The 12,045-nt window shown below is 71.9% G+C and carries 7 protein-coding genes; 2 read left to right on the top strand and 5 right to left on the bottom strand.

What is annotated here, in order from left to right; all coding sequences use genetic code 11:
* Positions 1-64: 64 nt before the first annotated feature.
* The 4 genes from ABEA87_RS23605 to ABEA87_RS23590 form a co-directional block, all read right to left on the bottom strand.
* Positions 65-3,562, bottom strand: a complete 3,498-nt coding sequence (locus tag ABEA87_RS23605; RefSeq protein WP_345632917.1) for a phosphodiester glycosidase family protein — start codon at positions 3,560-3,562, stop codon at positions 65-67.
* A 387-nt stretch (positions 3,563-3,949) separates the two neighbouring features.
* Complete coding sequence (locus ABEA87_RS23600) at positions 3,950-5,188, bottom strand: DivIVA domain-containing protein (RefSeq protein WP_345632915.1); 1,239 nt, start codon at positions 5,186-5,188, stop codon at positions 3,950-3,952.
* Entirely contained in the window at positions 5,185-6,357 is a 1,173-nt protein-coding gene (locus ABEA87_RS23595; protein WP_345632913.1) for a globin domain-containing protein, read from the bottom strand. Before ABEA87_RS23595 ends, ABEA87_RS23600 begins: the two co-directional genes overlap by 4 nt.
* The gene (locus ABEA87_RS23590) at positions 6,357-6,800 is read right to left on the bottom strand and encodes a group I truncated hemoglobin (RefSeq protein ID WP_345632911.1); all 444 of its coding nucleotides are present in this window, start codon (positions 6,798-6,800) and stop codon (positions 6,357-6,359) included. The genes ABEA87_RS23595 and ABEA87_RS23590 overlap by 1 nt, the downstream gene beginning before the upstream one ends.
* 1,140 nt (positions 6,801-7,940) lie before the next feature.
* On the opposite strand from ABEA87_RS23590, the gene ABEA87_RS23585 reads away from it, so the two are divergent.
* Positions 7,941-10,367: a DEAD/DEAH box helicase gene (locus ABEA87_RS23585; protein ID WP_345632910.1), complete on the top strand. Its 2,427-nt coding sequence runs from the start codon at positions 7,941-7,943 to the stop codon at positions 10,365-10,367.
* Here the strand turns inward: ABEA87_RS23585 and sigJ are convergent.
* A complete protein-coding gene (sigJ, locus tag ABEA87_RS23580) occupies positions 10,364-11,308 on the bottom strand; it encodes an RNA polymerase sigma factor SigJ (protein WP_345632908.1) in 945 nt (314 codons plus the stop codon). The two genes, ABEA87_RS23585 and sigJ, sit on opposite strands and share 4 nt — an antisense overlap.
* A 177-nt stretch (positions 11,309-11,485) precedes the next feature.
* Between sigJ and ABEA87_RS23575 the strand changes: the two genes are divergently transcribed.
* Positions 11,486-11,992 carry a carboxymuconolactone decarboxylase family protein gene (locus ABEA87_RS23575; RefSeq protein ID WP_345632907.1) on the top strand — a complete coding sequence of 169 codons (507 nt, stop codon included), beginning with the start codon at positions 11,486-11,488 and terminating at the stop codon, positions 11,990-11,992.
* Positions 11,993-12,045: the final 53 nt, after the last annotated feature.

Below are 12,045 nucleotides of genomic sequence, written 5' to 3'. Positions count from 1 at the left end.
GGCGGGCACGCCGACCCAGCGGCGGCCGGCGGTGAACACCGCCGGCCGCCGTCGTGAACGCGCGTTACTTCTTGACCGTGATGGTGGCCGAGGCGGTCAGGCCGCCCGAGGCCACCGTGAGGGTGACCGTTCCAGACTTCACCGTGGTCAGCGTGGCCGTGTCGCCGCTCAGGTCGAGTACCGCCACGGTCTTCGCCTTCTTCTTGGCGGCCTTGACGTCGGACGTCGTCTGCGCGATCTCGAGCCCGGTGCTGCCGCTCCAGACCACGCTGGCCGGAAAGCGCAGCGGGAACTGCAGCCCGAACTCGCTGGTGATGCCCGTCGCCGCGACCGTCGCCGAGGCTCCCACGGCGAGCTGGTCGGGGGCGGACAGCTGGATGCCGTCGATCACCGGCTTGCTCTCGGCCACCAACCACTCCCGGGTGTCCGGGCTCGGCTGACCGGCCTTGATCTTGGCAGGCTTCGGGTCGACGCCGACGAGCATCCAGCCGAAGAAGCCACCCTGGTCGGGCGAGGCCATCGGGGCCTTGCCGACGGCCGGGGTGGTCACGTCCAGCACGCCATCGTTGCGCCGGATCGCCGCGTCGTGCACGTGGCCGGTGAACAGGGCGATCGGCTTGCCGGAGGTCTCCCGGAAGTCGGCCAGCCACTTCTGGAACAGGCTCGCCTCCAGCTGGTCGGACAGCTGCGAGGCGCCGGTACCGGTGGGGTCCACCAGCGGGTGGTGGAACGACACCACGACGCTGGTGACCGTACGGTCGGTCGCCGCCTTCGCCAGCTCGGACTGCAGCAGCGGTACCTGGTCCCAGTCGGAGCTGCGCATGTCACCGGTGTGCGAGTCGAGCAGGATGAACCGGGTGCCCTTGTGGTCGAAGATCTGGCGGGTCGGCCGGCCGGTACCGGCGATGAAGGCGTCCAGCCCGCCGGTCGAGGACAGACCGGCCTCGTGGTTGCCGGGGATCCAGTAGACCGGCAGGCTGGCCGGCACGTGCGCGGCCAGCAGCCCGTTGGCCAGCACGAAGTCCGCGGGGTTGTCGTCGTCCACGAAGTCGCCGTTGATCAGCAGGAAGTCGGGCTTGGCGGCCACGGCCTGGTCCAGCGCCACGGCGGTCTGCCGGGCGGAGAACGAGTTCAGCGTCTGCGCCGCGCTGACGTGCAGGTCGGACATGATGGCGAAGGTCCACCGGCCGGATTCGATGCCGGGCTGCTGCTCCAGCACGTACGGGTCGGGCTGCGGCGGCACGGTGGTGGAGGCCTGCTGCCCGACCAGCGCCTCAAGGGCGTCGAACTCCAGCACGCCGGCGTTCTTGTTCGTCTGCGACGTCTCCACGGCATAGACCCGCTGCAGCGTGAGCGGCTCCGCGAACCCGTCCGGGATGTCGCCGATGACCTGCTGCCAGCCCGTCCAGTTCACGGACAGGGCGAAGTCGAACGGCACGTTGGTGGTGCCCTGCGAGGCCATCATCGCCCGCAGCCAGTGCCCCTTGCCGTCGCCGTTGACCCACAGCGACAGCTTCTTGGTGCCGCTGGGCAGGGTGATCGGGGTGGGCGCCGCCACCGCGTACGCCGCCGAGGTGCTGGTCTGCCCGGTGAAGTCGTAGGTCAGCTGCAGGGCGTGGTTGTCCGCGGTGGCCCCGGGCCGCTCGGGAGCGGCGACCGTGGCGACCGACGCGCTACCCCGCGCCGAGGTCGCGGTCCAGGTCACCGCGGCGCCCGGCTCGAACTCGGACAGCGAGATGCTGATCAGCCCGACGGTGACCGGCAGCGTCACGCTGATCCCCTGCACGGTCGCGGTGATGGTCGCGGCCTTGCCGTTCGCGTCCGCGCCGCCGGTGATGGTGACGCTCCCGTCGGCCTCGTCCTTGAGCGTGAGCACCGACTTGTCGTACGCGAACTTCACGTCGCGGGACGCCACCGGGGCGCCGAAGCCGTCCGCGTCGAACCCGGTGAGCGTGACGCTCGTCGTGGCACCGGGGTCGATGGTGATCGCCGGCTCGCTGAAGGCCAGCCGGTACAGGTCGCCGACGACGCGCACGTCGTACTCGCCCTTGACCGACCCGGACTGCGCCCGCAGGGTACCCGCGCCCGGCTTGTTGGCGGTGAACACTCCGTCACTCGCCGTCTTGCCCAGCGAGCCCGGGGTGGCGGTCCACTTGACCGCGTGCTTGACGATCGGGGCGGCCGACCACGCCTCGTCGTACCCGGCGACCTCGAGGTTCAGGGTGAGCCCGGGGACCACCCGGTCGGCGGCCGGACGCACGTCCAGGCCGGCCAGCTTGCCCGACCCCTTCGCGCCGAACAGGCCGACGGCGTTGGGTACCAGGCGCTCGTTGCCGTCCGACGGGGTGTTGACGACGCTGACCCCGGAGTCGCCGGCGTGCCGCGCGACCATCTCGGTGGAGCCACCGCCGTCGAGCATGAACGCCGTGGTGGCGCCCAGCCGGACCATCAGCGTGGCCATGTCATCGAAGCCCAGGCCGGCGGAGAAGTTGGCCTTGCCGTCGACCGCGACCAGCAGCAGCCGGTGCCCGTCGTCCAGCCAACCGATGGCGGTACGGCCATCCGCGGCGTCGTTGCCCGGGTTCGACGGGAAGGTCAGCGCCTGCCCGTTCTGCACTAGTACCGACCCGCTGCCCAGCGCCATCTGCACCGGGGAGGGGGAGTTGTCCTGCGGCTGGAACGACACGGTCACCGCATCGCCCAGCTTCGCGCCCGCCAGCTGGGTGGCGGCGGCGCCCCGGCCCAGCACGATGAGGCCCCCCGCCGGCACCGGCGTATCGGTGAGCTGGTTGTTGATGGCGGTGACCTTGCCGGCCGTGACCACGAGCTCCGTGTACGGGCCGGCGCTCTGGATCAGCGTCCGCGCGCCGGGACCCCACAGTGGGGTGAACACGTCGATACCGTCGGTGGGTACCGTCTCGGAGTTGAGCGCCGCGAGTGGCCGCTGCACCCCAGCGACGGTGACCGTGCCCTGGATGAGCAGGTCGGCGAGGCGGGCGATCCGGTCGGCGCCGACCGTCACCACGGTCGACGACTGGTTGGTGCCCTTACGCAGCTGGCCGCCCTTGATCTCCGGGCCCTCGGCCGCGAAGGTCTCGGTGATGTCGAAGTAGTCGCCGTTGACGGCGCCGACCGCCTTCTGCGCGTTGGCGGTCTGCGCGATCGTCCAGGTCTCGCTCACCTCGTCCGCGAGCAGGTCCACGCCGACCGACGCGGTGCCCAGGTCGGCGTTGAGCACGTGTACCCGGGTCCACCCGGCGGTGCGGCCGAAGGTGTTGAACGTGGTGAGCACGATTCCCGGCGCCACCGGGCTGTCCACCCGGTCGGCCTCGATCGACTCGCCGGGGATGGTGGTCTGATATGTCGGTACCTCGAAGCTCGGCGTCTTCGTCGATGCCAGCAGCGGCGAAGTGGCCGGGTCGACCTGCGGTCCGGCTGCGGTCTGGCGGCTGGGGTTGGCGCTTGCGGCGGTGCCGGTCGCGGCGAGCCCGGCGGCGGCGACGGCGCCGACGATGAGTCCGCGTCGGGTTACCCGCACACCATTGTGGTCATGGTCGTTCATGAACACTCACACTATGGCTGATGATCGACGGCGAAATGAACGGCGGGATGAGGATCCGCGTCCAGCCGTCGAGCTTGTGAAGGCGGACCTGCGGTTACGTGCGTCTGATCACACGGCCGTCCGCGCGCCCACGCCATGGGAGCGCGACCCGACTGGCGCGACGATCCGGCTGGCGCCACGACCGCGCTGGCGCCACGACCCGGCTGGCGGCGCGACCGGGAGGGCGGCACGACCCGGTTGGCGTCACCCGGCCAACGCGATACGGTGCCCGGCGTGCCACCCGAGACCGTGCGTCGTGGGTGCCCCGCGGCACGCCGTCGGGGACCGCCGGCGGCGCCACGCCGTCGAGTGGCGTCGGCGCGCCGGCGGTCCGCCTGCCCTGGCGGGTCAGCGCGCCGGCGGCTCCGCCTGCCGGGAATGGTCATCGTGCGGCCAGGCCGGCGAGGAGAGGGTCGGGTGCGCGCCCGACGGCGGGAAGTTCGGCGCCATGGGCGGCTGCGCGGGGTTCGGCGGTGCGGGGTTCGGCGGTGCGAGGTTCGGCGGTGCGAGGTTCGGCGGTGCGGGGTTCGGCGGTGCGGCGGGCCGCTGGAAGGCCGACGAGGGCTGCGGGCCCGACTGCGGGCCTGACTGCGGGCCCGACTGCGGGCCCGACCGCGGGTAGGCGGCCGTCGCGTCGGAGGGTGGCCAGTTGCTCGGCTCCCCCGATGGCGGCCAGTTGCTTGGCGGTGCGGGCGGTGCCGCATTGGCCCGTGCCGCCTGGGGTGGCCAGTCGGCGGGCGCCGCCGACGGTGGCCAGCCGGTCGGCCCGGCCGATGCTGCCCGGTTGCCCGGCTCCGCCGATGGCGGCCAGTTGCTCAGCTCGGCCGAGGGTAGCCAGCCGGTCGGCTCGGCCGACGGTGGCCGATTGCTCGGCTCCGCCGAGGCTGGCCAGTTGCCCGGCGGTGCGGGCGGTGCGGGATTGGCCCGTGCCGCCGCCTGCGGTGGCCAGCCCGACGCCGGGGTGTCGGCCTGCGGTGCGGCCTGCCCCGGGTTCGCGATCATCGGCGCCAGCCGGTCCAGGATCGAGGCCAGTTCCAGCCGCGCCGCGTCATCGGTCGCGTCGACCTGGGCCCGCAGGCCGGCGAGCTGGCGCATGGCCCACTGGGCCAGGGTGGCCAGGCGGGTCAGTTCCTCGCGGTCGGCCGTGTAGCTGCTGCCCGCGTTCGCCCGGTACTCGCGCACCGCGTTCTCGGCCGCGTCGTGAGCGGCGCGGAGGATCTCGTTGGCCTGCTGCCGGGACTGGGACACCATCTGGGCCGCGCTGGTCTGCGCCGCGGCCAGCATTTCGTCCGCGTACTGCTGGGCCTGCGCACGCTGGTTGATGAGCTCCTCGTCCAGGCCGGGGACGCCCGCGGATGGCAGCTGACCGTGACGGCGTGCGTACACCTCGCGTTCGAGGCGCTCGTTGTCCAGCCGCAGGTCCGAAATCTGGCCGTCCCGCGCACCCACCTCCTCGGCCAGTCGCTGGAGCAGCGCCTCCACCTCGGCCGGGTCGTAGCCCTTACGGAAACCGATCTGGCGCAGGCGGGTGTTGCGGATCTCATGGGGGGAAAGCGGTCTGCGCCGGTAGCCGGATGATGTGGTCATCGCCGGGTGGCCTCCTCGAACGCTCCATGGGGGGTCAACGACGCGCGCATCGGCGCGTAGGACTTGTCGTCGAACTGCTCCACTCGCACGGCGCCGGGCGAGTATCCCTGCTCCAACAGCGTCTGGCAGGTGCCCGAGACCATCGCGGGTGAGCCGCAGACGTAGATCTGCCGGTCGTGCCAGGAGCCCATGCGCAGCGCGGCCTCCACGACCGTGGCCCGGTACGGGGCGATCGGGTCGTCGGAGACCGTCGGCACCACCTGCAGCCAGCGCAGGTCCTCGGCGAGCTGCCTGAGGGCCGCCAGGTCGTACAGTTCCCAACTGGTCGCGGCGCCCACCACCAGGGTCACCGCGCGGTCGTCGAGGTTGCTGGCCAACTCCTCGATGATGGCCTTCATCGGTGCCAGACCCGTGCCGCCGGCCAGCAGCAGCAGGTTGTCGCGGGAGTCGGTCGGGATGGTCAGCCGATTACCGATCGGCGCGCCCAGCCGCAGCACGTCGCCCGGCCGGGCCTGGTAGACCATCGCGGAGGAGAACATGCCGCCGGGGACGGCCCGGACATGGAGTTCGATGGTGCCGTCCGGCCGCCGGGTGTTGGCCGGCGACAGGTACCGCCAGACCCGGGGGCGCAGGTGCGACTCGACCGCTATCGACTGCCCGGCCCGGTACCGCAGCTCCAGTTCGGGCCGCACGGTCAGCACCGCCACGTCGGCCGTACGCCGCTCGTGCGCCACGATTTCGGCGTTCCACCACGGTGGCTCCACCTGCGTGGCGGCCTCGGCAGCCTCGATCATCACCTGGGAGACGATCCCGTACGCCTCGGTCCAGTCGGCCGCGAGTTGCTCGGTCCACGCCGGGCCCAGGCCGTGGGCCAGCGTGTGCAGCAGGGCCCGGCCGACCATCGGAAAGTGTTCGGCGGTCACCTCGAAGCGACGGTGGTCCCGGCCGAGCTGCTGGACGAACGGGAGCAGCGTACCGGCGTCGTCCACATTGGACACGATGTGCCCGAGCGCGGACAGCAGCCGGTCGCGCTGGCCGCCCATCGACGTGGCGAACAGCCTGCGCAGCCCCGGGTCGAGGCTGAACAGGGTGGCATAGAAGTACGCGGCGGCCTGGTCTCCCAGCGCGGCGACCTGTGCCCAACTCGCCTTGAGTGCCGCGACGTCCACTAGCGCTGCGCCCCCGCGGCCGGGCCGGCGCTCACGACCATGGGCTCGACACCGCGCAGCACTCCGTCGGCGGCCAGCAGCACGTCCATGGGCACCTTGAAGTCGTGCATCACGGTCAGCAAGCACAGGCTCACCCGACGGTAGGCATCAGTGGTGATGCCGAGGCCGGCGTGCGCGCTGGCCAGGTCCCGCCCGGTGTACCGGTCGGGGCCGCCCAGCACCTTGGTGAGCAAAAGAATCTGGTGCCGCTTGAGGGAGGACAGCCCGTCGACGGTCAACGACGCGAAGAACCCGGCGGTCGCGGGGTCGGCCAGCAGGCGGGCGTAGAACTCCTCCACGACGGCGGACACCGCGGCGGATCCACCGATGGCCAGGAAGGCCGAACTCGGCGATGTCTCGCGGGCGTCGGCGTCGAGCTCCAGCAGCGCGCTGTCCTGCGTCATGTGTGAAACCTCCGTCGTTGTATTCCCGGTATGAGACGGGCGATCTGCGCCGCCCGGGTCAGATCGGACTCGGACGACCGTACGGGATCGTCCACCTTCGGAACAAGTGTCGGACGTGAGCCGAGTTGTTACACCTCGACGGTCGCGAACTGTCCGAGATTCATCGACGCCGGTTGCCGGCGATGCGGGGGCCGCCCAGTGATGGTAGGGTGCCGCCTCCATCGCTCGTTCCACAGAGGACAAACGTCGAGTTGGGTGGCCGAGAGGATGCCGCCGCGGCACGCTTCGCTGCGACTCGCATTGGACGCACTCGATGTCGTGGGCGGACCTCCGCTCCACGGTCCCGCTTACGCGCCGGCGTGCTTCCTCAACGTTCACGGATCACCGTGGCGCCATTAGCGATTCGGTGGCGAACGCGCCCCCGCTGGTAACCGGCCGGCGCCAGGTCGACAACCGATGCATCGACGGGCCACGATGGCCGCCGCGCCTCAGGGGCGCGTCGCGATCCGCTCGTTCGCGGGATCGCGCCGCACAGGGGCCCGCGCGATCGATTCCTTCACGGCGAGCGCTCGGCTGATTCCGTTGTGTAGCCAGAGGTTTGGCAGTGATATTCCTAACACAGGCGAACGCCGGTGGCAGCCGCCCATCTTCTCCGCCTGCATCGGCGTCTACTGTGGACGCACCGAGGCGGAGATCGCGTGGCGGACCCAGGCGCTGAAACGAGTCCAGCGCGCTGCCGTCGCCGGACGCGGTCGTCGGGCCGCCGTCGAAGCTCGTCGAGCGGATCGGGCAGTTCGCCGAGACCGGGGCCGAGCGGGTATACCCGCGGGTCGAACTCGACGACCCCGACCACCTGGAGTTGCTGGCCTCAGAGGTGCTCCCGCGGCTCTCCTGAACCCACGCGGGCCCGGCCGTTTGGCACCCGGGGACCGGCCGCACCTGTTGAGGTGGTCACAGCCACGGGGTTCCCTTTGAAGCGGAGGATGATGATAATCATTATGCGTGGGAGTAGGTGCGGCGCCGTACCAGGTCGGGCATGACCTGGCGGCATCGGGCGCCCGGAGAACCGCGGAGCGTGATGACGCCGCCCCGCGCCGTGCGGGCGTGCCAAGGAGCCCGGCCCGGCGAAGCCAGTCCGCCGTGGGCACGCGATCGGCCGCGGCGGCAGCGATCCGGAGTGCGAGGCTGCCGCCCCTGCGCGGCTTCCAGCCCGAGGCGGTCGACGCCATCGTCGCCGCGCTGGCCCCCGGCGGCCGATGCCAGCTGATCGCCGCGTGCGGCAGCGGCAAGACCCTGGTGGCCGCGCATGCCGCGGTGCGGCTGTGCCGCGACTGGTCAGAGTCACCGCGCGACGCCGGCCGCGCCGAGTCGGACCAGCCGGTGGGCATCGTGGTCATCGCCTGCCCCTCGCTGGCGCTGGTTGCTCAGGGCCTGGGCGTCTGGTCCGGCGTCGCCGACGAGATGCTGGCCGTCTGCAGCGACGAAACGGTCGCCGACGCCGCGGTGCGCGCCGCCGACCTGGAATGTCCGGTCACCACCGACGTCGAGGAGATAGCCGAGTGGCTGCGCCGGTCCGGTACGGGGCGGCCCGGGCTACGGCTGATCCAGGCGACCCACGCCTCCGCCGACCGGGTCGGCCAGGGACTGCTCGCCGCGGGCATGGCGGCCGACCTGGTCATCATCGACGAGGCGCACCACACCGCCGGCCGGGTCGACAAGGCCGTCGCGCTGATGCACCACGACGCGTACCTGCCGGCGACCCGGCGGCTGTACATGACGGCCACCCCCAGGGTGCTCGGCGCGGCCGGAACGGGCCGGGGCGCGGCCGGGGAGACCGAGTTCGCGCTGTCCATGGACGACAGCGACACGTTCGGCCCGGTCGCCTACACCTACCCCGTCGCCCAGGCCATCGACGACGGGTGGCTCGACGACTACCGGATCGCCGTCATCGGGGTCACCAGCAAGGAGGCGCTGGCTATCCTGCGCGGCGCCGAGGAGTCGGCCATCCTCGAACCGGCCGGTGCGCCACTGCGTACCGCCGTGGTGCAGACCGCACTGGTCCGGGCCGCCGCGGAGTTCGGGCTCAAGCGCATCATGGTGTTCACCTCCCGGGTCGCCGCGTCGCAGGCGTTCGCCCGCACGCTGCACCGCCGCGCCGAAGCCATGGACGGCGAGCACCGGCCGCCCGGCGCGCTGACCGTGGGGCACGTGGACGGTGAGCAGAGCGGCGCCCAGCGGCAGATCCACCTGGCGCACCTGGCGGACCCGCCCAGGGACGGGTGGACAGTGCTGTCCTCCGCGCGGTGCCTGCTCGAGGGCGTCGACGTGCCGGCGGTGGACGCGGTGTGCTTCAGCCGGCCGCGGTCGGTCGTCGACGTGATCCAGGGAGTCGGCCGGGCGCTGCGCCAACACCCCGGCGGCACCGGGGTGGCCACCGTCCTGGTGCCGGTACTGCTGCCCGACGATCCGAGCGAGCTGCCCGATGAGGACGACGAGTGGGCGACCCTGTGGCAGGTGCTGCGCGCACTGCGCGCCCACGACAGCCGGCTGGCCGCCGCGCTGGACACCAGCCGGGTCACGCTGGCGTGCGACGGCCCGCCCGTGCTGCCCCGCAACGTGATGGTGCACCTGCCCGACGAGTACGACACCGAACAGCTGCTGCGCCATGTGACCGTGCGGCTGCTGGAGCAGACCACCCCGGACTGGCTGGTCGGCTACGCCGGTGCGGTGGAGTTCCACGCCGAGCACGGGCACCTGACCGTACCGGAGGGCTACACCTGGGGCGGCATCTCGCTGTACGGCTGGATCGCCAACCAGCGGGCCGCGTACCGGCACCGGGCACTTTCCGCCGACCGGGTGCGGGCGCTGGACGACCTCGGCATGGAGTGGGACCCGTACGGGGCGGCCTGGCAGCGCGGCCTGAGCGCGGCCAGGGCCTTCCACGCCGAGCACGGCCACCTCGCCCCCGCCGCGAACCATAACGAGGGCGGCGTGAACCTGCACTCGTGGCTGAAGAACCGGCGCGGCGACCGGCAGCGCGGCCGGCTTCCCGCGGAGCGGATCGCGGCGCTGGACGAACTGGGCATGGAGTGGACCGCGGAGGGCTCCGACTGGGACCGGGGCCTGGCCGCGGCCCGGGCGTACCGCGCCGAGCACGGGCACCTGGACGTCCCGCCGCGGCACCGGGCAGGCGGCGTGGACCTGCACGCCTGGATCAGCAACCGGCGCGGCGAGCGGCGGCGGGGCACCCTGTCCGCCGAGCGGGTGCGGGCCCTGGACGAACTCGGCCTGCGCTGGTCGCCCAACGAGTCGGCGTGGGAGCGGGGGCTGGCGGCGGCGCGCGCCTTCCGCGAGCGCGAGGGGCACCTGAGCCCGTCCAAGGACCACGCCGAGGACGGGGTCAAGCTGTTCCACTGGCTCAAGAACCGCCGCACGGAGCTGCGCCAGGGCAAGCTGCCCGCCGATCGGGTCACCGACCTCGCCGAGCTGGGCATAGTAGACCAGCCCAAGGCTGTCGACCAGCCCAAGGCCGCCAAGCAGCCCAAACGGGCCACGACCGGAGGTTAGACCTCCGGCGCGGCCGTCCACGGCCGGAGCTTCTCGGGGTTGCGGATCGCCCAGAGGCGCGTGATCCGGTCGCCCGCGAGTTCGAACGCCATCACCGTGACGGTGACGCCCTCCTGCTGCATCACCAGGCCGGGCTGGCCGTTGACCGTGCGCTCCAGGAGCGTCATGTTGGGCACCCGGCCGGCGAGCTCGATGGCGTAGCGGGCGATCTGCTCGGCGCCGCGCATCGGGTGAAGCACCGCGCTGACCAGTCCGCCGCCGTCCGCGCTGGCCGTGACGTCGGGGTCGAGCAGGGCGATGAGGGCGTTGATGTCCTTGGCCTCCCACGCCTGCCTGAAGGTCCTGACGATGCCGGCCTGCTGGACGGTGGGGGCCGTCGGGGTCTGCGCCGCGCGGATGCGGCGGCGGGCCGAGGTGGCCAGTTGACGGCAGGCCGCGGGGGTGCGGCCGACGATCTCGGCGACCTCGGCGAAGGGGTAGCGGAAGACGTCGTGAAGGATGAACGCGACGCGCTCGGCGGGCGTCATGGCTTCGAGCATGACGAGGAAGGCCATGCTCACCGACTCGTCGAGGGTGACCCGGTCGGCCGGGTCGGCGCTGGTACCGCCGGCCCGTCCGGTGACCCATTCCGTGCTGTCGGGCAGCGGCTCCGGGATCCATTCCCCCACGTAGCGTTCCCGCCGGGCCCGCGCCGATCCGAGCACGTCGAGGCAGATGCGACTGGCCACCGTGGTGAGCCAGGCGGCGGGGGTGTCGATGGCTTCCTGCTGGTCAACGGGCATCGCGTACCAGCGGGCGTAGGTCTCCTGTACGACGTCCTCGGCCTCGGCCAGGGAGCCCAGCAGCCGGTACGCGAGGTTGATCAGCCGCCGCCGCTCGCTCATGATCGCGCTCAGGCTCGGGTCGGCCCGAACGTGTTCCGGCTCGGATTGGGTGGTCATGGCGTCTTCGGCTCCCTCGTTCGCAAACTGCTCTCACCAGTTGGACGAAGCGCCGCACCGAAATGTGAGGCCGCTGCGCCGGCTCACATTGTCGGCGCCCGGATCGTCAGGCCTCCAGAGACAGTTCAGCGCTGGGAGCCCGCGCGACCCGGCCATTATGTGAAGGGAAGTCCTCCCATGTCCACGCCCACGACGACCACGCCGGACAACCTTACGTCGCGTCTACCCGACCCCACCGAGCTGTTCCCCGAGATGACTTCCGTCGCCGGGGGCATGATCAAGGCCACCCACAACGGTTCGATCCCGCGCACCACCATCAGCCTCGTGCACCTGCGCGCCGGACAACTCGTCGGCAGCACGTACCACACCGTCCGGCAGACCGGCGAGCTTCGCAAGGCAGGGGAGACCGAGGAGCGGATCACCTCGGTGGCCTCCTGGCGGGACGCACCCTACTTCACCGACGCCGAACGGGTCGCGCTGGAGTTGGTGGAGGCCGTGCTCACCCCGAACCCGTCCGGCCAGCGCGTCCCCGACGAGCTGTACGCCAGGGCGTCCGCCCACTACGACGACAAGGCGCTCTGGACGCTCACCATAGCGATCGGCCAGATCTGCTTCTTCATCCCCGTGGCGCTCATCGCCAGGCCCATCCCCGGTAAGGCGCCCGGGAAGAACTACACCAGCTGACGGACCGGGAGCCCGGTCATGCGCGAAGAGCCCGCCCGGTCGCGCGCGAGGGG

The organism is Rugosimonospora acidiphila (assembly GCF_039543385.1).
In the GTDB taxonomy this organism is placed as follows: Bacteria; Actinomycetota; Actinomycetes; order Mycobacteriales; family Micromonosporaceae; genus Rugosimonospora; species Rugosimonospora acidiphila.
Note: the sequence above shows the minus strand (reverse complement) of the source record. Positions and strands in the feature narration are given on the sequence as shown.